The sequence below is a fragment of the Paracoccus sp. 22332 genome, from assembly GCF_052045125.1.
Lineage (GTDB): Bacteria > Pseudomonadota > Alphaproteobacteria > Rhodobacterales > Rhodobacteraceae > Paracoccus > Paracoccus haematequi_A.
The window spans coordinates 14,885-36,086 of sequence record NZ_JBQEOI010000016.1; the positions used below are offsets into that span (position 1 = coordinate 14,885).

Sequence of the window (21,202 nt, forward strand, 5' to 3'; positions counted from 1 at the left end):
CTTTTGCCCCAGCTTCCGGTCTTCCCCGGCCCCTGGCCTTTTGTTTCTGTCCGATGCCCATCGGCAGATCCTGGACGGCATGGCGGCCTGCATCGGCGGGCCGCGGTCCGTCCTGGTGCTGACCGGCGACGCGGGCACCGGCAAGACGACGCTGGCCCAGCACCTGGGCATTCTTTGCCCGGACAGGCGGCTGGTGCGGATCGGCGCAAGCCATGCGCATCTGATCGACCTGCACCACCAGCTTCCCAAGGCCATGGGCATTCCCCATTCCCCGGCCTTCGACGACCCCGAAACCGGCCCGCAGGCCCTGGCGCAGGCTTGCCGAGACAGCGGCGAGAGCTACCTGTTGATCGTGGACGAGGCGCAAGCCCTGTCCGACAAGGGACTGGGCTATCTGACCGGGCTGACCGATGCGCCGGGCGCCATCCCCCTTGTGCTGGTGGGGGCGATGGGACTGGACGCGCTTCTGGCGCAGCCCGCCCATGACCGGCTGCGCGCCCGGATCGGGCGGCGGTTCCGCCTGGCCCCGCTGGATCCGGCGGACACCGTCGCCTATGTCGCGCATCGTTTCCGGGTTTCGGGCTGCGCCTGCCATGCGGGGGTCGAGGTGTTTGACGAGGCCGGGATCCTGCATCTGCACGCCTTGTCCAAGGGCATCCCCCGGATCATCAACCACCTGGTGCAAAGCTGCCTGTTCGAGGCCGGGGCAAGCGGCCGGGGGCACATGGACGGGGATTTCGTTCGGGCCTGCCTGTCGTCCCTGATCCAGGAAGGGCGGCTGGCCTATCTGATCGGCCCGGCCGCAAGCCCCCGGCCGGCGCAACCCGCCGCGCCGCCCGCACCCCCGATGCCTGCCCCTCGGGCGGTCGCGCCCCCCGCCCCCGCCCAGGCGGGGGACGGTCCCGCACCCCGCGCCGCCGCTGTCCGCGAACAGCCCTTCAGGGCGCGCAGGGCAGGCGGGCATGGAGTTCGGGCCGCAGTTGCGGCGATGGTGGCGGGGCTTCTGATCCTTGTTCCCGGTCAGGATGCCAGGATGGCGTCGGACGCCGGGGTCGCGGCAGCCCGCCTTGTGCCAGCGGTCCCCCCTTCCGCCGTCCCCCCATCCGCCGTCCCCCCATCCGCCGTCCCACCGCCTGCGCCCCTGTCCAGCCGCGTGGCCGTTGAAGCGCCGCCCCTTCCCGAACGCCTGCTGGCCAGCGGCCTGACCCTGGGCAGCGTCGATCCCGCGCGCGCCGCGGCGCTTTATGCGCGCGCCGGGCTGTGGGGCAGCAGCCGGGCGGCCTATTATCTGGGCCAGCTTTACGAAACAGGGGTGGGCGTGGACCCCGACCCCTATCGTGCCCAGGCCTGGTATGAACTGGCGGGGGATACGGGTGGGGCCGCGTCCCGGCTGGCGGAGCTGGGCGCGTCCCTGCCGCAGTCGGCAGAACCCCTGACGGCGCCCCCCGTCCCGGTCCGTCAGGCGTTGTTCGCGTCGGGTCAGACCGAATTGCACTGGCAAGGCCCTGGCGGCACGGCGATGCCGCGCTTCAGGGTCGAATTCGTCCCGGCAGGCGGCGACGGCCGGACCCTTTACAGGGACACGGCGCTGTCCGCGATGCTGATTGCGCAGCCGGTCGCGCGGTGGCGGGTCATGGCGCTGCGGCAGGACGGGACCACGGGACCGTCCTCGGCCTGGTCCCGCCTGGTTCCCGCCCCGCGCTGATCAGCATCCGATCACCGCGCAGATATTGCGGCGATAGGCCTCGTTCGCCTGGCTGTCGGGCACGGATTGCGCGGGAGCGGGGGCAGTGCAGTTGGCCTGATAGCCGGGATCGATTCCGCGATTGACGCAGGTGCTGACCTCCCAGCCGGGGGGGATGTCGGTCAGGTCGACCGATTGCCATTTCGGATGGCCTTCCGCCCGCAGCGTGTCGATCCGTGTCAGGATCAGAGAAGCCAGATCCGACACCCCCCGGCAACTGGCCCGGTGATAGCTGTTGCGCCCGGGATTGTATTCATAGGTCATCAGCACCGCCTTGACCGCAACCAGATCGATGGGATCGGGCTGAAACGGATAGGTGCCGCCCGCCAGCGTGGCAGGGGAATAGACCGCCTGCAGCGTCGGATCCTGGATCGGCAGCAGGTGGAACCGTTCAGGGTCGATCTCGCCTTCGGCATAAAGCGAGGCGGGCGCCCCCGCGACATAGAAGAAGGCGTCGATCTGACCGGCCTTCAGTTGCGGCAGCGCATCCGCCGGGGCCACCAGCAGGGTTTCGGCAGGCTCGGTTCCGGTCAGGGACAGGATCAGCGACGCGGTCAGAAAGGTGCCGCTGTTCTCGACCCCGATGGCCACGCGCTTGCCGGTCAGGTCGTCCAACCCGGCGATGTCGCGGCGGGCCAGGACGTGGACCTCCTCCTCGTACAGGGGAAAGGCGATGCGGACGCCGGTGATGGCGCGGGCGACGGCCGGATCACCGCCTGCAAAGGTCTGCATGTATTCAAGCACATCGCTTTGCACGATGCCGAACTGGGTGTTCGGGCGCTGCCGGACGGCCAGGAAGTTTTCCAGCGAACCTGCGGATTCCACGACCTCGAGCCCCTGGCCACATCCCTGCATCAGCTTGTCCAGGTCGCGCCCGAACTGGATATAGGTGCCGGTCGATGCGCCGGTCATGATGCTGAGGTGCCCGTCCTGGGCCTGCAAGGGCGTCGGTCCGACACTCATCCACGCCGCAAGGGCCAGAAACAGCAAGGGCCTGAAATGTCGCATCGTCTTGTCCTTCCCATGATGGATGTCAGCATCCCCCCAGCCGGCCGACCAGAACCAGAAGCGTCTGGCGATTGATCGGATCCTGCACCTGGCGCAGGGCGTCCGTGGCGCAATGCCCCTCGATCAGCAGGCCGCGCAGCCGGGCACGCTGCGGGTCGGCGGGCAGGGCCGGGGCCAGGGCCAGGGCGGCATCGACCTGCGCGGGGTCGCGGGGTTGCTGCGGCGGGGCCAAGGCCTGCTGGCCCGCCGGGGCCGCGCTTTCGGCCGCCGGGGGCAGGGGCGGGGCCGGCTCGTCCGGTTCCTGCGCCATGTCGCGCACGCGGGCCAGGGCCGCCAGTTCCGCGGTCAGTTGGCGGACCTCCTCGGCCAGTTCGCCGGAACGCTTTTCCCGCCCGTCGATTTCCGAGGCCAGTTCCGCGGATCGCGCGTCCAGGGCCGCCTGCTGCTGGGCGATCCCGGCCAGTTCGGCACTCGCGTCCTGGACCTGGGCCGTCACGTCAGCCAGTTCGGCACCCGCGGCTTGCAGCGCGTCCTGCTGGCGCTGTTGGTCGGCCTGGCCTTCGGCGATCGCAGCGTGAAGCTTGTCCCGGTCGGCCTGCAAGCTGGACAGGTCGCGGCGGCGGCTTTCCAGCTGCTGCGTCGCCTCGTCGATCTGGCGGGTCAGATCCGCAAGCTGTTCCCTTGCCATGTCCAGGCGGGGCTGCAACTCGGCCACCTCGGATTCCATGGTCGAGATGACCTGGCGCAAGGCATGGGCCTGCCCGGGCAAATCCGCGTCCACCGCCTGGGCGTCAGCGGCGTTGCCCGACAGCCAGACGGACACCGATGCGGCCAGAAAAACACGATACCAGTGGCACACGATGACACACCCTTTGACAGCCGCGATGATGTGCCAAGCCGGTTTTTTGTCAACAATCTTGTGGCAGGCAAGACGGTTCTGGACGATGCTCATCCCCAAAGGTGTGGCATTCCGGACGTGCAGGGGCAAGACATCCTGACTGCCGCCAAGAACCCCGTTGCCGGCAGGCTGCCCTTCCTGGCCGTCTATGTGCCGGTGTCCCGCCCTTATCCAAAAACCTCATGGACGGCCTCGGCGGTGACGCCGACGATGGTGTCGGCCTCGGTGCTTGTCAGGCACAGGGGCGGGGCAAAGCCCAGGATGTCGCCCTGCGGCATGGCCCGCGCGATGACCCCGCGACGCAGCATCGCGGCGACCACCTTGGCGCCCACGCCCTCGGACGCCTCGAAGAAGCCGCGCGCCTCGGGGTCGCGGACCAGTTCGACGGCGCAGAGCATCCCCTCGCCCCTGATCTCTCCGACATGGGGGTGATCGCCAAGCGCGTCCTTCATCCGCGCGTTCAGATAGGCACCCACCTTCCCTGCGTTTTCCACCAGACCCAGCTTGTCGATCAGCTCCAGGTTGGCGATGCCCGCAGCCGCGCCGATGGGATGGGCGGAATAGGTCCAGCCGTGACCCAGCACGCCGTTCTCGTCCGTTCCTTGCGTCAGCACGTCCCAGACCCGCTGGCCGATGATCGACCCAGACAGCGGCGCATAGGCCGATGTCAGCCCCTTGGCGCAGGTGACGATGTCCGGGGTCATGCCGTAATGGTCGCTGCCGAACATCGACCCCAACCGGCCAAAGCCCGTCACCACCTCGTCGGCGATCAGCAGGATGTCGTGGCGCGCCAGCACCTTCTGGATCGCGGCCCTGAACTGCTCCTCGGTCATGCCCGCATCGGGGCGGCGGAAATGATACGGCGCCTCGGTATGGATCACCTGCGCCAGCGGCAGGTCGAATTTCTTGTGAAACAGCTCCAATCCGGTCAGGCTGCCGGTCATTAGGCCCGTGGCTGTCCCCGCGTCAAGGATCCTTGGCGGCTGTTGCGCGAGCCCCTGACAGCGTTGTCGCACCGCTCTGGCGCTTGCCCTGTTGCGACCCCATGTCGGCGGGACGTTTCAAGCGCAGAGGCTTCGCCATGACCGACCGATCCCGCCCGGTGCCCTCGGCCCGGCTTGCCCGCCTTGCGGCCTTTGGCCAGATCGCCGGGGGGGTCGCCGCCGGGGTTCTGGGCGAGGGCGTGCGCCGCCTTGCCCGGGGCGAACGTCCGCACCTGCCCGACCTGCTGCTGACGCCCGGCAATGCGCAAAAGGTGGCCGCGCAACTGTCGCGCCTGCGCGGGGCGGCGATGAAGCTGGGCCAGATGCTGTCGATGGACGCGGGCGATGTGCTGCCGCCTGAACTGACCGCGATCCTGGCGCAGTTGCGCGACCAGGCCCATGTGATGCCGCCCCGGCAACTGGACCGGGTGCTGGCCCAGGCCTGGGGGCCGGATTGGCGCCGCCTTTTCGCCCGGTTCGAGGCCCGGCCCCTGGCCGCGGCCTCGATCGGGCAGGTCCACCGCGCCGTCCTGCCGTCCGGGGAAGAACTGGCCGTCAAGGTGCAGTATCCCGGCATCGCCGCCAGCATCGACGCCGACATCGACAACGTGGCCACGCTTCTGCGCCTGTCCGGGCTGCTGCCGGAAGGGCTTGATGTGGCGCCGCTGCTGGCCGAGGCCAAGCGGCAATTGCGCGAGGAGGCCGATTACCTGCGCGAGGCCGGGCAGATGCGCCGCTATGGCGCGCTGCTGGAAGGCGACGGCCGTTTCGCCGTGCCCCGGCCGGTGGATGCGCTGCTGCGCCCGACCGTCTTGCCGATGACCTTCCAGGCGGGCGTGCCCATCGAAGACCTGGCCTCGGCCCCCGAGGAACGGCGCAACGCCGCCCTTGGGGCGCTTGTCGAACTGGTGCTGCGCGAACTGTTCGACTTCGGCCTGATGCAGACCGATCCGAACTTCGCCAACTACCGCTGGCAGCCTGACAGCGGGCGGATCGTGCTGCTGGACTTTGGCGCGACGCGCGCCATCACGCCCGCGACCGCGGCTTCCTATCGGTCCCTGCGGCAGGCGGGGCTGTCGGGCGACGCGGGCCAGGTCCGCGAAGCGCTTGTCGCAGCGGGCTTTGTCTCGCCCGCCCAGGATCTGCGCCACCGGACGGCGATCGAGGCGATGATCGGCCTGATGCTGGCGCAGCTGCACGCCAGCCGCGACGCCGGGTTCGACTTTGCCGACCGCAGCGTCGTGGCGGCATTGCGCGAACGCGCGGCGCCCCTGTTGGCGGACCGGGCCAGCTGGCACCTGCCCCCGACCGAGACGCTGTTCGTGCAGCGCAAGATCAGCGGGACCGTGCTGCTGTGCGTGCGCCTGGGGGCCAGGCTGCCGATCCTGGACCTGCTGGACCGCGACCGTTGATCGGCGCCCCCGGTCAGGGCGGCGTTAACCGTTCCTTTACCCAGATCGGGCAAGGTTTCGGTTAAACGGGGGGCCACCGCAGGACGCAGGGACCGCCGAGGTCGTGCAGCGGCAGGCAGGGATCGGATGACGGATCGACATCGGGAAAGGCAGGGCAGCGGCGATGATGTCCCGGCACCGCTTGGCGACACACCGCGCCACGAACAGGCGGACGGCAGACCCTTCGGCTTTTCCGAGGCATCGCTGCGCGGCCTGGACGATCTGGACGCGCGGCTGCCCCCGCCCGACGCCCTGACGGAACCCGCCTTTGCGCCGTCCTTCCGCATGACGGACCGGCTGCGGCCGGACGCGGCGGCGGGCGGCGGTCTGGTCAGGGACACCAGCGGCGCCGCGCGTCCGCATTACTGGGGCCACCGGGAACGGCTGCGGACCCGGTTCCTGGACGGCGGGCATGCCCCCATGCCCGAATACGAATTGCTGGAACTGCTGCTGTTCAACGCCATCCCGAAGATCGACGTGAAGCCCCTGGCCAAGCGGTTGCTGGCCGCGTTCGGGGATCTGAACGGCGTGGTCGCCGCATCCGAACACCGCATCCTTCAGGTCGAGGGCGCCGACCGATGGGTGTATCTGCAACTGCGGCTGGTGGACGGCTTTGCCCAAAGGATGGCCCAGGCCAGGGTGCTGCAACGCGAGGTCCTGGCGTCTTGGGACGCGCTGATCGCCTATTGCCGCACGGTCATGGCCCATCGCGAGATCGAGCAGTTCCGCGTGCTGTTTCTGGATCGCAAGAACACCGTGATCGCGGACGAAGCCCTGGGCAGCGGCACGGTGGGCCATGTTCCCGTCTATCCGCGCGAGGTGGCCAAGCGCGCGCTGGAGCTGAACGCCAGCGCGGTGATCCTGGTCCACAACCACCCTTCGGGCGATCCGACCCCCTCGCGAGAGGAGATCACCATGACCGCCCGGGTGATGGCCGCCTGCGAGGCCATCGACGTCACCGTCCACGACCACATCGTCGTGGGCAAGACCTGCGAAGTGTCCTTTCGCGCGACGGGCCTGTTGTAAGGGCTGCCGTGACGGCACGATGACCGTGCCGCCACAGTGGGCAACGCCCGAAGGTTGCAGGTGCGGCGTTCTGAACCCCCCTACACCTTCGCTGTCAGTTCTGGCAGCACCTGGAACAGGTCTCCGACCAGACCGTAGTCTGCGATCTGGAAGATGGGGGCTTCCTCGTCCTTGTTGATGGCGACGATGACCTTGCTGTCCTTCATGCCGGCCAGGTGCTGGATGGCGCCCGAGATGCCCACCGCCACGTAAAGCGCGGGGGCCACCACCTTGCCGGTCTGGCCCACCTGCCAGTCGTTCGGGGCATAGCCGCTGTCCACCGCGGCGCGGGACGCGCCCACCGCCGCGCCCAGCTTGTCGGCCAGCGCCTCGATCAGCGCGAACTGCTCCTTGGAGCCCACGCCGCGCCCGCCAGACACCACCCGGCCCGCCGAGGTGAGTTCCGGACGGTCGGAGGCCGCCACCTCGTCGGACAGCCACGACGACAGGCCCGGATCGGCGGTGAGGTCCGCATCCGCGACAGCGGCGGCCCCGCCCGTGCCCGCCGCCTCGAAGCTGGCGGTGCGGATCGTCATGACCTTCTTGCCGTCACGCGATTTCACCGTCTGGATGGCGTTGCCGGCATAAACCGGACGCTCGAAGGTGTCGGCGTCGATCACCTTCGACACCTCGGGGATCACCATCACGTCCAGAAGCGCCGCCACCCGCGGCATGACGTTCTTGGCGTCGGTGGTGGCGGGGGCTGCGATGTGCTCGTAATCGCCCGCAAGGCTTGCCAGCAGCGCCGCCGTCGGCTCGGCCAGGCGGTGGCCGTAGCGCGCGTCCTCGGCCACCAGCACGCGCGCCACCCCGGCGATGGTCGCGGCCTCGGCTGCGGCGTCCCTGGCATGGGCGCCCGCGCACAGCACCGTCACCTCGCCCAGCGCGGCCACCGCGCCCACCGCCTTGGCCGTGGCGTCCCGGTTCAGAACGCCGCCCGTCACTTCGCCCAACAGAAGAACCGCCATCAGATCACCCCCGCTTCCTTGAGTTTGCCGACCAGTTCGTCGACCGATCCCACCTTGATGCCCGCCTGCCGGCCTTCCGGCTCGCGGGTGGTCACCACCTCCAGGCGCGGGCTCACGTCGACGCCGTAATCGGCCGCCGTCTTCTCCTCCAGCGGCTTCTTCTTGGCCTTCATGATGTTGGGAAGGCTGGCATAGCGCGGCTCGTTCAGGCGCAAATCCGCCGTCACGATCGCCGGCAGCTTGACCTCAATGGTCTGCAGCCCCCCGTCCACCTCGCGCGTGACGCGGGCCGCATCGCCCTCGATCACCAGCCTGGAGGCAAACGTCGCCTGCCCCCAGCCCAGGAGAGCCGCCAGCATCTGGCCGGTGGCGTTCATGTCGTTGTCGATGGCCTGCTTGCCCGCGATCACCAGGCGCGGCTGTTCCTGATCGACCACCGCCTTGAGGATCTTGGCCACCGCCAGGGGCTCGATGTCCTGGTGCACGTCCTCCGCCGCAACCACCAGGATCGCCCGGTCCGCGCCCATCGCCAAGGCCGTGCGCAGCGTCTCGGCCGCCTGCTTCACGCCGACGCTGACCACCACCACCTCCTCGGCCTGGCCCTTCTCCTTCAACCGGATCGCCTCCTCCACCGCGATCTCGTCAAACGGGTTCATCGACATCTTCACATTCGACAGATCAACCCCAGACCCGTCCGCACGAACACGAGCCTTCACGTTGTAGTCAATAACCCGCTTGATCGGGATCAGAATTCTCATGGATGTGGTCCTTTCTTTACCGTGTCGGGACGGGCGTTTCGCCTCGATAGTCGTAGAAGCCGCGTCCGGTCTTGCGGCCCAGCCAGCCGGCCTCGACATATTTGGTCAGCAGCGGGCAGGGGCGGTATTTTGTGTCGGCCAGCCCGTCATGCAGCACGTTCATGATCGCCAGGCAGGTGTCCAGGCCGATGAAGTCGGCCAGTTCCAGCGGACCCATCGGATGATTGGCGCCCAGCTTCATGGATTCGTCGATGGAGCGCACGTTGCCCACCCCCTCGTACAGCGTATACACCGCCTCGTTGATCATCGGCATCAGGATGCGGTTGACGATGAAGGCCGGGAAATCCTCGGCGCTGGCGGCGGTCTTGCCCAGCTTCTCCACCACCGCGTGCAGGGTCTTGTAGGTCGGCTCGTCGGTGGCGATGCCGCGGATCAGTTCGACCAGCTGCATCACCGGGACCGGGTTCATCAAGTGGAAGCCCATGAACTTTTCCGGCCGGTCGGTACGCGAGGCCAGCCGCGTGATCGAGATCGACGAGGTGTTCGAGGTCAGGATCGTGTGGGGCTTCAGGTGCGGGACCAGATCCTCGAAGATCGCCTGCTTGACGGTTTCGCGCTCGGTCGCGGCCTCGATCACCAGGTCGGTCTGGCCCAGGTCGGCCAGCCGCAGCGTGGTGCGGATGCGGGCCATGGCGGCCTTCTTGGCGTCCGGGTCAACCTTGCCCCGGCCGACCTGGCGTTCCAGGTTGCGGTCGATCAGCGCCAGCGCCTTGTCCATGGCCTCCTGGCTGATGTCGGTCATCAGCACGTCGTATCCAGCCAAGGCAAAGACATGCGCGATCCCGTTGCCCATCTGGCCCGCACCAATGATCCCAACCGTCTGAACCGTCATGGCCCCGCATCCTCGCCGAAAGTCCACTTTCCGTCCCCCAGGGCCGGCGCGGCGCGGTCGCGGGTCAGGGGGCTGCGACCCATGCGGATGGGGGTGCGCAGGCCCGGGATGCCTTCGGGGGCGATGCGCAGGCCGCGCGCCGCGATCTGGGGGTCGGACAGCGCCTCGGCCACGTCGTTGACGGGACCGGCGGGGACGCCCGCGGCCTCCAGGCCGGCGATCAGATCGGCGCGGGTGCGCCGCGCGGTGGCGGCGGCCAGCATCGGCACCAGCCGGTCGCGATGCGCGACGCGAGCGGGGTTGGTGGCGTAATCGGGGTGGCTCGGCAGATCGGCCAGATCCAGCACCCGGCACAGCGCGGCGAACTGCCGGTCATTGCCGCAGGCCACGATCAGGTGGCCGTCGGAGGCCGGAAACAGCTGATAGGGCACGATGTTGGGATGGGCGTTGCCCAGCCGGTGCGGCACCGTGCCGCCCAGCAGGAAGTTGGTGGCCTGGTTGGCCAGCACCGCCACCCCGCAATCCATCAGCGACAGGTCCAGATGCTGGCCTTGCCCCGACCGCGTCCGTTCCGCCAGCGCCGCCTGCACCGCGATCACCCCGTAAAGCCCGGTGAAGATGTCGATCCAGGCCACGCCGACCTTTTGCGGTTCGCCCGTCGGGGCGCCGGTCAGGTCCATGATGCCGGACAGGCCCTGGATCAGGAAGTCGTAGCCCGGCTGGGACGCGCGCGGCCCGTCCTGGCCAAAGCCGGTGATCGAGGCATAGACCAGCCGGGGATTGCGCACCGAGAGCGTGGCGTAATCCAGCCCGAAGCGACGCAGCCCGCCGGCCTTGAAGTTCTCGACCACCACGTCGGCCCCGTCGATCAGCCCGCGCAGCCGGTCCAGGTCGGCCGGGTCGTTGAAGTCGCACACCACTGAGGTCTTGCCGCGGTTGGCCGCGTGGAAATAGGCCGCGACCCGTTCGGTGGTGCCGTCCGCGCGGGGCCGGTCGATGAAGGGCGGGCCCCAGCGGCGGGTGTCGTCGCCCTCGGGCGATTCGACCTTGATGACCTCGGCCCCCAGGTCGGCCAGTGTCTGGCCGACCCACGGCCCGGCCAGGATGCGCGCCAGTTCGACGACGCGCAGCCCCTTCAGCGGCGGTTCAGCCAAAGGCCTGGATCCCGGTCTGCGCACGGCCCAGGATCAGCGCGTGGACATCGTGCGTGCCTTCATAGGTGTTCACGGTTTCCAGGTTCTGGGCGTGGCGGATCACGTGGTATTCGCTGGAGATGCCGTTGCCGCCGTGCATGTCGCGGGCCATCCGCGCGATGTCGAGCGCCTTGCCGCAGTTGTTGCGCTTGACGATCGAGATCATTTCGGGCGCAAAGCGGCCTTCGTCGAACAGCCGGCCCACGCGCAAGGACGCCTGCAGCCCCAGCGCGATCTCGGTCTGCATGTCGGCCAGCTTCTTCTGGAACAGCTGCGTCGCGGCCAGGGGGCGGTTGAACTGATGGCGGTCAAGCCCGTACCGGCGGGCGCGGAACCAGCAATCCTCGGCCGCGCCCATCGCGCCCCAGGAAATGCCGTAGCGCGCGCGGTTGAGACAGCCGAACGGCCCGCCCATGCCCTCGATGCCCGGCAGCAGCGCGTCCTCGGACACCTCCACGTCCTCCATCACGATCTCGCCGGTGATCGAGGCCCGCAGGGACAGCTTGCCCTCGATCTTGGGCGCCGACAGGCCCTTGGTGCCTTTCTCCAGAACGAAGCCGCGCACCTTGCCGCCATGGGCGTCCGATTTGGCCCAGACCACGAACACGTCCGCGATCGGGCTGTTCGAGATCCAGGTCTTGGCGCCGTTCAGCACATAGCCGCCGTCGGTTTTCTTCGCGCGGGTCTTCATCCCCGCCGGGTCGGACCCCGCATCCGGTTCGGTCAGCCCGAAGCAGCCGATCCATTCGCCCGTGGCCAGCTTCGGCAGATAGCGCCGCTTCTGGTCCTCGCTGCCATAGGCCTCGATGGGAAACATCACCAGCGAGGACTGGACCGAGGCCATCGAGCGATAGCCGGAATCAACCCGCTCGATTTCCCGCGCCACCAGGCCGTAGGCCACATAGGACGCGCCTACCCCGCCATAGGCGTCATCCACCGTCACCCCCAGCAGGCCCGCAGCCCCCATCTCGCGAAAGATCTCGGGGTCGGTCGTCTCGTTCAGGTAGGCGTCGGTGACGCGCGGCGCCAGCCGGTCGGCCGCAAACGCCGCAGCAGCGTCGCGGATCATCCGCTCCTCCTCGCTCAACTGGTCGTCCAGAAGAAACGGGTCAGACCAGTCGAACGCAGCGCCCTTGGGGGATGTGGTGGACATGAAGGAACTCCTGATTTGTTGCCAGAAGGATATCCATTTGTGCGCAACATCAAAAATGATAAATTTCCATGAGTTCATGCATGGGATGAATGTCTTGCGGATCAGACGATACTTGCCGAACCTCAGCCTGCTTCTGGCGTTCGACGGGGTGATGCGGCATGGATCGGTGACGGCGGCCGCGCAGGAACTGGGCCTGACGCAAAGCACCGTCAGCCGCCTGATCCAGACGCTGGAAGAACAGATGGGCCAGAAGCTTTTCGTGCGTCATCGCCGCCGCCTGGTCCCCACCGACGGGGCCGCGCGCTATCACCAGGACATTTCCGCCGCGCTTGACCTGATCCAGCGGGGCGGGATGTCGCTGATCGCCAATCCCGAAGGCGGCAGCCTGGACCTGGCGGTGCTGCCGACCTTCGGCACCCGCTGGCTGGCCCCGCGCCTGCCCGGATTCATGGCCCGGCATCCGGGGATCCTGGTCAACCTGACGACCCGCTTTCAGCCCGTCGCCTTTAACAGCGAGCCCTTTGATGCGGCGATCATCTTTCGCCATGACGCCGCCCCGGATGCCCACAGCCTGAAGCTGTTCGATGAAAGCCTGACCGCCTGCGCCAGCCCGGCCTTTCTGGCCACCCATCCGATCCGCGATCCGGGCGACCTTGCGGGTCTGGTCCTGCTGCATCTTCAGACCCGCCCGGATGCCTGGGCCGACTGGTTCCGGGGCCAGGGCACGGGGACCGCGCCGTCGGGGGGCATGGTGATGGACCAGTTTTCCATGATGATCCAGGCAGCGATTTCCGGGGTGGGGCTGGCGCTCTTGCCGGACTACCTCGCGCGCCAGGAAATTGCCGAACGGCACCTGCTGCCCGTTCTTGAAACGGCCGTTCCAGGCCAAGGCGGATACCACCTGGTCTGGCCGGGGACGCGCGCCGAATCGCGTCCGTTGATCCATTTCCGCGACTGGCTGGCCCAGGAGGTCACGACAATTGAAGACCCGCGATAACCGTTTCAAAGATCGTGTCTGCCGCGATGTCGCAGGCTTGAATGATGAAGGCCAAGCCCAAGCGTCCTGCCGTCTTTCAAGACATCGGCGATGCCCCTTTCCCTGTCCTTACCACTGCAGCAGTTTTCTTCCGGCGACGGCACCTGCGGTTGTGCCTGCCAGGATCGCCAGGCCGTACCAGAGGGTGAAGAACAGCGGCGAATCCTCGGTGCAATGGAGCGCATAGCCTGCCGCCGCGCCGCCCGAGGCCGCAAGCCCGATCAGCGCGCCCGTCAGCGCCGGACGAAGGGCAGCGCCACGCCGGAACAGCGCCAGGCCCAGGATGATGGCCGGCGCCGACAGCGCGGTGATGGATGCCAGGCAAGCGACGGCGCTGCTACCCAGGGCGGTTGGCAGGATCTGGGCCGGGGGGGTCTGGACCAGCCGCACCGCAAACAACGCCAGGGCCGCCGCCACGGGAACCGCCAGCACCCATGGCCGGACAGCGGCGCCCGGCCGGGCCGAACGCAGGGCCAGCACCAGGGCAGCGACCGCCAGAACCAGGGGCAAAACGACCTTGGCCAGGACCGCAGGATTGTCCAGGGCGGACAGCAGGCCGGCGCGCGGCCCGGCCAGCAGCAGGAACAACCCGGCCGACAGGGCCGCCGCGCCCAGGATCGCCCCGGCCGCCAAGGGGGCCGACAAGGGCGCCGGAGGGGAGCTGGCGGCCAGGCGGCGGATTAGGTCGTCGGTGGATCGGGGGTCGGTCATCGCATCCTCTCGGCCAGATGGGCCAGGCGCCGCATCGCCCGGTGCAGCGCCACGCGGGCGGCGCCTGCGGTCAGGCCCAGTCCGGCGCCCGCGTCTTCGGGACTTCGTCCCTCCAGCCGGACGGCGCGCACCAGGGCGGCGGACCGGGCGTCGATCAGTCCCAGCATCCGGTCGGCGTCGCGCGCGGCCAGGGGCGCGGGTTCGGGTTCGGCGGCCAGAATCTGGGCCACCTCGTCGATCGGCAGATGCAGGCGATGGCCGCGCTTGCGGAAGGCGTCGACCACCTTGTGCCGGGCCACGGCGTAAAGCCAGGCCCGGACAGGCACCGTTGCATCCCAACTGCCGCGTTTCAGGTGGATGGCCAGCAGAACCTCTTGCAGGATGTCCTCGTGCAGGTCGGGGGGCAGGCTGCGGCCCCGCGTGCGGATCAGCCCGCGCAGGGGCGGCGTCACCTCGGTCAGAAAGCGCAGAAAGGCCGCGCCGTCGCCCCCGTTGGCCCGGCGCATCAGATCGTCCCAGACGCGGTCCTTTTCCAGCACGGCCTCCGTCCGTCGATGCCCCAGTCTAGCCCCGGTCCGCGAGGCGGGGCAATGCCCGCCCTGGGCAGGATCCCCGGCCAGCATCATCGGCGTCCGCCCCTGGCGCGATCCAGTCCCAGCAGGTGATCCAGCGACAGCCGCCCCGGACCGTGGGCCGCCAGGGCCAGCAGGGCCGCCGCCCACAGGCCATGGGTCAGCCAGGCGCCAGGATAGACAAAGACCTGGATCACCGCCGTCATCGCCAGCAAACCCAGGGCCGACAGCCGCGTCATCAACCCCAGGATCATCAGCACCGGCAGCGCGTGTTCCGCCAGCGTGGCCAGCACGGCCGCCCAGGCGGACGGAATCAGCGGCAAGGCGTATTCGTGTTCGAACAGGAACCAGGTGGAATCCGTGATCGACAGCCCCTCGACCTTGGTGCGGCCCGATTGCCAGAAGACAAGGGCGGGAAAGACCCGCAGCGACAGGGCCACCAGATCGGCGGGGATGCGGGCAGGCAGGGCGTTCAGCCGGGCGATCATCGGGTGCGCGCCTTGATGAAGGCGCCCTGTCGCATCAGCGCGATCAGGCGGGGGGCGGGATCGTGATCGGGATCAAGGGCGGCGGCGCCGGCCAGGGTCGCGCCGGATTGCAGCGCCTCGATCAGCACGGCATCGGCGGGCGTGATCGCCTCGACCGGGATGGCGAAGGACGGATCACGCAGGATCAGCGCGATCTGGGGGCCGGACGGCAGCGGTCCGGGGGCGGCGCCCGGCTGGTTCTGCGCCCAGATCGTCACCGCCGGATGGTCCAGCCGCAGCACCGTGACTGAAGGGTGCAGGGCCAGCCGCAGGGTTTCAGGATCGGCTGCGGCCAGGATGGCAGGGTCCAGGGGGGCGGCGTCGGCGGCATGAAAGGCCAGTCCCCGCGCCCATTCGATCCGCGCCACATCGGCCATGAACGGCCATCCCGCCAGCGGCCGAAAGCCCGCCAGAAAGCCCGCGAACCCCGCGCCCCATTCCATCAGGACCGGGCTGCGCGGCGGATCGGCCGCCAGATAGGCGCGAGCCAGGGCGGCAAAGAATTCGTCCCCCACCAGCCGCTGGATCACCGGAAAGCGCCGCCCAAGCGCCTGGCCCAGGCTGACGGCCACGTTGTTGCGATAAACGGCAAAGCGGCGCGCGGTCTCGGCCGGGTGGACGGCGGTGACGCCGGGCGGCAGGGTGCCGTCGCGCAGGGCGCTGCGGAACGCGGACTGGCCATCAGGCGGCATGACGGGCCACCCGTGTCAGGAGGGCATCGGCGCGCGCGGCCTCGGCGGCCAGGACCGGCCAGGGAGGCAGGTCGTTGTCCCATTCGACCAGCGTGGGGACAGGGCCGATGCGGTCGATCACCTGCCCGTAAAGCGTCCAGACCGGATCGGCCACCACCGCCCCATGGCTGTCGATCAGCAACGGTCCCGAAGGCAGATCCTCGGCCGCGTGCCCGCCCAGGTGGATCTCTCCCACGCCGTCCATCGGGAAATCGGCCAGATAGGCGCGCGGATCACGGCGGTGGTTGGTGCAGGACACGAAGACGTTGTTGATGTCCAGCAAAAGCCCGCAGCCGGTGCGGGCGGCGATCTGCGCCAGGAATTCGGTTTCGGGGATGTCGGACTGCGCGAACAGCACATAGGTCGCGGGGTTTTCCAGCAGCATCCGGCGGCCCAGCACCTGCTGGACCTGATCCACATGATCGCAGACGGCGGCCAGCGTGCCGGACGTATAGGGCAAGGGCAGCAGGTCGTTCAGGTATTCCGCGCCGTGGCTGGACCAGGCCAGATGTTCGGAAAAACTTTCAGGCTCATAGCGGTCGCACAGGGCCCGCAGCCGCGCCAGGTGGCCGGCGTCCAGCCTGCCTGCACCGCCGATCGACAGCCCGACCCCATGGACGGACAGGGCGTGATCGGCCCGCAGCGCCGCCAGTTGCGCATGGGGCAGCCCGCCCGCGCCCATGTAGTTTTCGGCATGGACCTCGAAAAAGGCGGGCGGGTGCGGATCGCGGCGGATATCGGCAAGGTGCTGGGGCTTGAAGCCGACACCGGCGCGGGGGGGCAGTCGGGTCATGGCATCCTCCTGGTGCCGGGCGCAATGGAAGGGCGCGGTCGCGGGACCGCGCCCTGTCGGATCATGCGGGAACGTCGCGGGTCAGCGGCTCCAGCGAGGCTTTGCGCGCGGTGCCGTCGCTGGCGGGGGGCAGTTCCATCGACAGACAGGTGCCCGCCGGGACCAGCTTCCAGGCATTGCCCTGGTAATCGGTGGTCGAAGTGCCAGCGCAGGTCGTGCCCGGCCCCGCCGCGCAATCGTTTTGCCCGGCTTGGGCCACGCCATAGCATTTTTCCATTTCCTGCGCCTGAATGGGCGTTGCGGCCATCGCGCCAAGCGCGCAGGCCAGCGATGCGCCAAGGGCCAGGCGGGACATCGTTGCGGTCATCAGTGTTTCTCCCTGTCTGAGAAGGCTTGCACGCCTTCCAGAAGACAGATCGGCAGAAGGGGCCAGGATGTTACAACGCGCCCAGAACTTCTTTCGCGCCATGCCTGTCCGGCGGTGCGACCACAGGCCTTGACAGGCCTGGAACAGCGGCTGTTGGCGCAAAAGCCATGACTGGAACGATCAAAAGCTTCGTGGCTGTCTGTTGAACGCTGCCCTTCCGCCCTTCCGGCATCTCTGCACAGGTCCATTGCGTGCTGCCATGGCGCAGGACACCGGAATTGACCGACAGCCTGAAACCACCGATCGGGTCGCGGCAGTTCTTTCCGGTCAGCAGGTGATACGCGCCGTGATGCCGGGTCCATGTCACGCCGCCAGGGGGATCGACCCTTCTCGACATTGTCTTCGCGCGCCCTTTGGTTTCTGACAGGGCGTTTGTCGTTTTCAGGGATCCCGCCTTGTCACGGACAGCCGCTTTTACGGGCGGATATTCCTGATCCTTGTCGCGAACCTTGCCTTCGGCGGATGGCCGAAGGTCTTCAGCGACGCACCGACAGCCGACACAACACGCAGTGCGGTGCCGGTCATCCCTGGTCCTCTTTCCGTTCCAGGGCGTGCCGGAACGTCTCGATCAACTGCTGCTTGAGGATCTTGCCATTGGGGGAGGTCGGCAGCGCGGTGGTGACGATGATGCGCGCCGGACGCTTGTAGGCCGAAAGCCGTTCGGCCACATGCAGGCGCAGATCGGCTTCGGTCAGGCTGGCCGGGTCGTCGGTCTGGCAAAAGGCCAGAACCTCCTCGTTGCCGCCCTCGATCCTGCGCCCGATCACGGCGGTCTGGATCACGCGGGGGTGGTCGTTCAGGGCAGCTTCCACCTCGGGCGGATAGACGTTGAAGCCGCCGCGGATGATCAATTCGCGCACGCGTCCGGCGACGTGCAGGTTTCCGGCCTCGTCCAGCCGGCCCAGATCACCGGTACACAGAAACCCGTCGGCATCGAAGGCCGCCGCAGTGGCCTCGGGGTTGCGGAAATATCCGGGCATCACATGGGGTCCGCGGGTCAGGATCTCGCCCACGCCGTCGGGGCCGACATTGCGCAGGCGCAATTCCACCCCCGGCAGGGCGGGGCCGACGCTGACATCCGGCACGCCCGGCGGGTTGGTGGTCAGCGTGACGCCGGCCGTGGTTTCCGTCAGGCCATAGCCGTTCTGCAGCGCGACGCCGTAGAAGGCCTCGGCCCGCCGCTTCCAGTCCGGATCCAGCGGCGCCGCCCCCGAGGAGACATAGCGCAGCCGTCCCGGCGGCAGGCGGTCGATGCCGCGGGCTGCGGCTTCCTCCATGATCAGGGCGTGCATCTGGGGCACGGCGGGCAGGACGCTGGCCCCGGCCTGCAACCCGTCCAGAACCACCGCGGCTGAAAAGCGCGAAAAAAGCCGCAGCCCTGCGCCCGCGACAAGCGCCGCGATGGTCATCGAGGTCAGGCCGAAGACATGGGTGATCGGCAGCACGCCCAGGATCAGGTCGTCCCGGGTCATGCCGCGCATCCGCGCCGACGTGCCGCCCCCGAAAATCAGGTTGCCGTGGCTGAGCATCACGCCCTTGGGCGTGCCGGTCGAACCCGTCGTATACAGGATCACCGCCACCTGATCGGCCCCCGGTATCACCGGCTCGGGGGTGGCGTCGGGATCCGGAACAGCGATCTGGACGGTGCCCAGCGGGGTCGCCCAGGGCGTGGCCCCCGCCGCCGCTGCGTGGCCACCCGCCTGGGGCGAGGCGCCGGACAGAAAGACCGTCAGCCGGGCCTGGGTATGGGCGGCGATGCGGCGCAGTTCGTGTTCGGTCATGCGGGCATTGACCGGAACCGCGATCGCATCCAGGCGGGACGCTGCAATGATCAGCGCGGGCAGGGCCGCGCAGTTCTCGGCCACGATCAGGAGACGGTCGCCCGGCCCCAGGCCCCGCGCGGCCAGATCGTCGGCCATGCGTTCCACCGCGTCGCAGAATTGCCCATAGTCATGACGAGTGCCGTCTTGATCGATCAGCGCCAGGTCCCTGGGGGACGCCCGGCGCGCGTCCAGAAGATGATGGATTCGCGTCGTCATCGGTCGGTTTCCTTTTTCCTGGGCAGGCCCCGTCCGAAATCGGGACCCCTGCGGTCCAGACGGGCCCGCAGGCCTGCGGCAGCCTCGGGCGAGGCCAGGGCGTCGGCCATCGCATCGCGTTCGCGGTCAAGCTGGTCGTCAAAGCCGGTCTGGCCGGCGTCGGCCAGCAGGCGCTTGATGGCGGCCTGCGCCCCCGCCGGTCCCTGGGCCAGCCGTGCGGCCAGATCCGCGGCGCGGGCGACGGCCTGGCGCGGGGGGCACAGATCCGTCACCACCCCCATGACGGCCAGGGCCGGCGCGGTGACCGGGTCGCCTGTCAGGCACATCCGGGCCGCCAGGGACGCCGGAACGCGCCGCGCCAGCGATGCCGTCAGCCCCCCGTCCGGCACCAGGCCGACGCGGACATAGGCGGCGGCAAAACTCGCGTCCTCGGCCGCGACCAGCAGGTCGCAGGCCAGCGCGATGGACAGGCCCGCACCCGCCGCGCCGCCTTCGACAGCAGCGATCACCGGGCGGGGGCAGGCGCGGATCGCCCGAATGGTCGTGTGCAGGTCGTCGATCCGCGCGCGGCGTTCATCGCGTGTCAGGGCGGCCCGCTGCGCCAGGGCGTTCAGATCGCCCCCCGCGCAGAAATAGCCGCCCGCCCCGGTGAGCACCACCGCGCCCAGCCGATCCTCGGCCGCAGCCTGATCCAGAGCATTGCGCAGAATGGAGTGCATCGCCGGGTCCAGGGCGTTGCGACGGGCGGGATTGTTCAACGTCACCAGCAGGTGATCGCCGCGATCCTCGACAAGAATCCGGGCGGTGGTTTCGGTCATCAGCCGTTCTCCGCCCCGGTGCCGCCGGGAACCCGCTTGAACACGCCGCTGGCCGTGGCGATCAGGGTGCCGTCGTCGTGGACCAAGTCACCGGCCACGAACAGCAGGCTGCGTCCTCCGCCAACCACGCGGCCGGTTGCCGTAACGCCGCCCGGGCGGCCCGCGCCCACGAAATCCACGGTGAGCGAGATGGTCAGGAACGGCCGCCGACCGCTGTCGTCCACCGTCAGGCTGGCCGTGGCCCCGCAGGCGCTGTCCAGAAGCATCGCGGCGATCCCGCCATGCAGCACGCCGTGGCGGTTGGTGTGCCGGTCGTCCACCAGCAGGCGGCAGCGGGCCTGCCGGTCCGGCTGGCCCACGTCCAGCGTATAGCCGACCAGCCGCTGCGTGCCGGTTTCATCCACGATCAGGGCGGGCGAGTCCGTCATGCCGCGCTGGCCGCGATGAAGCGTTCCAGATGGTGATCGCTGTCGCCAAACCGCGCATCGGCGGCCAGCAGGCGGCGGGCCATGGGGGCCAGTTCGTATTCCTCGGTCATGCCGATACCGCCGTGCAGCTGGATGGTTTCCTCGGCCACCAGGCGCGCGATGCGGCCCACCAGCGACTTGGTCGCGGCGACGTGACGGTCACGGTCGGCGCTGTCCAGATGGCCCGCCAGGTTCCAGACGGCGGACCGGGCCTGCTCGACTTCGGTCAGCAGGTCCGCCATGCGGTGCTGGATGGCTTGGAACGATCCGATGGGACGCCCGAACTGCTTGCGGGTCTTGAGATAGTCGGTCGTCAGATCGACCGCCTTTTCCATCACCCCCAGGGCATCGGCGCACAGCGCCAGGATCGCGGCGGCCAGCGGGCGGTCCAGCAGGTCCGCATCGCCCAGGCGGCGGGCGGGCACGTCCTTCAGCGTCACCTCGGCCGCGCGGCCGCCGTCCATCAGGGCATAGCCGCGCAGGCTCAGCCCCTCGGCCCCGGCCTCGACCAGATAAAGGCCGTCCGTCGCCCGCACGATCAGATGCGTCGCGTCCTCGGCGCCATGGATCACCGATTTCTCGCCGGTCAGCTTGCCGGCGGCGGCGGTCGTGGCGACCGTGCCCTCGTACCGCTGGCCGGGTTCGTCCAGCGCGACCGCGACACGGGCCTCGCCGCTGGCGGCGGCCTCGGCCAGATCACTTTCGCCCGCAGCCGACAGGATGCCCGCGCCCAGCACCACACTGTCCAGCAGCGGCGTGACCGCGCCAGCGCGTCCCAGGGTGCGGAACACCATCAGGATGTCCGCCCCGGTGCCGCCGAAGCCGCCGGCCTCCTCGGTCATCAGCGCGGCGCCTGCGCCCAGCTCGAACAAGGCGCTGGCGTCCGTCCCGCGCTCCAGCGTCCGGGCCAGGCTGTCGCCCAGCATGGTCTGTTCTTCGGTGAAACCAAAGTTCATCAGGCGGTCCCC

21 protein-coding genes and 1 pseudogene are annotated in these 21,202 nt (G+C 69.0%); 4 read left to right on the forward strand and 18 right to left on the reverse strand.

The annotated features are described in order from the left end of the window. Nucleotides 1-40: 40 nt before the first annotated feature. Nucleotides 41-1,705 carry an AAA family ATPase gene (locus ACTJI6_RS15030; RefSeq protein ID WP_440801821.1) on the forward strand — a complete coding sequence of 555 codons (1,665 nt, stop codon included), beginning with the start codon at nt 41-43 and terminating at the stop codon, nt 1,703-1,705. Here the strand turns inward: ACTJI6_RS15030 and ACTJI6_RS15035 are convergent, their stop codons facing one another. The 3 genes and pseudogenes from ACTJI6_RS15035 to ACTJI6_RS15045 form a co-directional block, all read right to left on the reverse strand. Further along, nucleotides 1,706-2,752 (reverse strand): TAXI family TRAP transporter solute-binding subunit, encoded by a 1,047-nt coding sequence (locus ACTJI6_RS15035; protein WP_126156351.1) that lies wholly within the window; start codon nt 2,750-2,752, stop codon nt 1,706-1,708. 25 nt (nt 2,753-2,777) lie between these two features. Beyond that, on the reverse strand, nt 2,778-3,611 hold the full coding sequence (locus tag ACTJI6_RS15040; RefSeq protein WP_440801822.1) for a hypothetical protein: 834 nt from the start codon (nt 3,609-3,611) through the stop codon (nt 2,778-2,780). 206 nt (nt 3,612-3,817) lie between these two features. Then, nucleotides 3,818-4,603 (reverse strand): annotated as a pseudogene (locus tag ACTJI6_RS15045) (aminotransferase class III-fold pyridoxal phosphate-dependent enzyme); the annotation flags it as partial. Between the two features lie 128 nt (nt 4,604-4,731). Here ACTJI6_RS15045 and ACTJI6_RS15050 point away from each other — a divergent pair. Continuing rightward, on the forward strand, nt 4,732-6,045 hold the full coding sequence (locus ACTJI6_RS15050) for an ABC1 kinase family protein (protein WP_440801823.1): 1,314 nt from the start codon (nt 4,732-4,734) through the stop codon (nt 6,043-6,045). A 126-nt stretch (nt 6,046-6,171) separates the two neighbouring features. Then, nucleotides 6,172-7,110, forward strand: a complete 939-nt coding sequence (gene radC / locus ACTJI6_RS15055) for a RadC family protein (protein ID WP_440801824.1) — start codon at nt 6,172-6,174, stop codon at nt 7,108-7,110. A gap of 80 nt (nt 7,111-7,190) precedes the next feature. Here the strand turns inward: radC and ACTJI6_RS15060 are convergent, their stop codons facing one another. The 5 genes from ACTJI6_RS15060 to ACTJI6_RS15080 are packed head-to-tail and all read right to left on the reverse strand — an operon-like array spanning nt 7,191 to nt 12,113. Then, nucleotides 7,191-8,117: an electron transfer flavoprotein subunit alpha/FixB family protein gene (locus ACTJI6_RS15060; RefSeq protein ID WP_126155212.1), complete on the reverse strand. Its 927-nt coding sequence runs from the start codon at nt 8,115-8,117 to the stop codon at nt 7,191-7,193. Beyond that, nucleotides 8,117-8,875, reverse strand: coding sequence for an electron transfer flavoprotein subunit beta/FixA family protein (locus tag ACTJI6_RS15065; protein ID WP_126155211.1), 759 nt, complete (start codon nt 8,873-8,875; stop codon nt 8,117-8,119). The genes ACTJI6_RS15060 and ACTJI6_RS15065 overlap by 1 nt, the downstream gene beginning before the upstream one ends. Before the next feature lie 16 nt (nt 8,876-8,891). Next, on the reverse strand, nt 8,892-9,767 hold the full coding sequence (locus tag ACTJI6_RS15070; protein ID WP_126155210.1) for a 3-hydroxybutyryl-CoA dehydrogenase: 876 nt from the start codon (nt 9,765-9,767) through the stop codon (nt 8,892-8,894). Further along, nucleotides 9,764-10,921, reverse strand: coding sequence for a CaiB/BaiF CoA transferase family protein (locus ACTJI6_RS15075; RefSeq protein WP_440801826.1), 1,158 nt, complete (start codon nt 10,919-10,921; stop codon nt 9,764-9,766). Before ACTJI6_RS15075 ends, ACTJI6_RS15070 begins: the two co-directional genes overlap by 4 nt. Continuing rightward, on the reverse strand, nt 10,914-12,113 hold the full coding sequence (locus ACTJI6_RS15080) for an acyl-CoA dehydrogenase (RefSeq protein WP_126155208.1): 1,200 nt from the start codon (nt 12,111-12,113) through the stop codon (nt 10,914-10,916). The genes ACTJI6_RS15075 and ACTJI6_RS15080 overlap by 8 nt, the downstream gene beginning before the upstream one ends. Nucleotides 12,114-12,198: 85 nt before the next feature. On the opposite strand from ACTJI6_RS15080, the gene ACTJI6_RS15085 reads away from it, so the two are divergent. Continuing rightward, the gene (locus ACTJI6_RS15085; protein WP_420899409.1) at nt 12,199-13,110 is read left to right on the forward strand and encodes a LysR family transcriptional regulator; all 912 of its coding nucleotides are present in this window, start codon (nt 12,199-12,201) and stop codon (nt 13,108-13,110) included. 108 nt (nt 13,111-13,218) lie between these two features. Here the strand turns inward: ACTJI6_RS15085 and ACTJI6_RS15090 are convergent, their stop codons facing one another. The 10 genes from ACTJI6_RS15090 to ACTJI6_RS15135 all read right to left on the reverse strand — a co-directional run bounded on the left by ACTJI6_RS15090 (nt 13,219) and on the right by ACTJI6_RS15135 (nt 21,190). Continuing rightward, nucleotides 13,219-13,860, reverse strand: coding sequence for an NrsF family protein (locus ACTJI6_RS15090; protein WP_126155206.1), 642 nt, complete (start codon nt 13,858-13,860; stop codon nt 13,219-13,221). Then, nucleotides 13,857-14,399 (reverse strand): sigma factor, encoded by a 543-nt coding sequence (locus ACTJI6_RS15095; protein ID WP_241232818.1) that lies wholly within the window; start codon nt 14,397-14,399, stop codon nt 13,857-13,859. The genes ACTJI6_RS15090 and ACTJI6_RS15095 overlap by 4 nt, the downstream gene beginning before the upstream one ends. An 83-nt stretch (nt 14,400-14,482) precedes the next feature. Next, entirely contained in the window at nt 14,483-14,920 is a 438-nt protein-coding gene (locus tag ACTJI6_RS15100; protein WP_126155205.1) for a DoxX family protein, read from the reverse strand. Further along, nucleotides 14,917-15,651, reverse strand: a complete 735-nt coding sequence (locus ACTJI6_RS15105; RefSeq protein WP_440801828.1) for an HvfC/BufC N-terminal domain-containing protein — start codon at nt 15,649-15,651, stop codon at nt 14,917-14,919. Before ACTJI6_RS15105 ends, ACTJI6_RS15100 begins: the two co-directional genes overlap by 4 nt. Then, entirely contained in the window at nt 15,641-16,483 is an 843-nt protein-coding gene (gene bufB, locus ACTJI6_RS15110; RefSeq protein ID WP_126155203.1) for an MNIO family bufferin maturase, read from the reverse strand. Before bufB ends, ACTJI6_RS15105 begins: the two co-directional genes overlap by 11 nt. A gap of 61 nt (nt 16,484-16,544) precedes the next feature. Continuing rightward, entirely contained in the window at nt 16,545-16,850 is a 306-nt protein-coding gene (locus tag ACTJI6_RS15115) for a BufA1 family periplasmic bufferin-type metallophore (protein ID WP_126155202.1), read from the reverse strand. A 581-nt stretch (nt 16,851-17,431) separates the two neighbouring features. Continuing rightward, the gene (locus ACTJI6_RS15120) at nt 17,432-18,949 is read right to left on the reverse strand and encodes an AMP-binding protein (RefSeq protein ID WP_440801830.1); all 1,518 of its coding nucleotides are present in this window, start codon (nt 18,947-18,949) and stop codon (nt 17,432-17,434) included. Continuing rightward, nucleotides 18,946-19,767 (reverse strand): oxepin-CoA hydrolase, alternative type, encoded by an 822-nt coding sequence (locus ACTJI6_RS15125; RefSeq protein ID WP_126155200.1) that lies wholly within the window; start codon nt 19,765-19,767, stop codon nt 18,946-18,948. Before ACTJI6_RS15125 ends, ACTJI6_RS15120 begins: the two co-directional genes overlap by 4 nt. Further along, nucleotides 19,767-20,195, reverse strand: a complete 429-nt coding sequence (locus ACTJI6_RS15130; RefSeq protein ID WP_126155199.1) for a PaaI family thioesterase — start codon at nt 20,193-20,195, stop codon at nt 19,767-19,769. Before ACTJI6_RS15130 ends, ACTJI6_RS15125 begins: the two co-directional genes overlap by 1 nt. After that, nucleotides 20,192-21,190, reverse strand: coding sequence for an acyl-CoA dehydrogenase family protein (locus tag ACTJI6_RS15135; RefSeq protein ID WP_126155198.1), 999 nt, complete (start codon nt 21,188-21,190; stop codon nt 20,192-20,194). Before ACTJI6_RS15135 ends, ACTJI6_RS15130 begins: the two co-directional genes overlap by 4 nt. Nucleotides 21,191-21,202 lie beyond the last annotated feature (12 nt).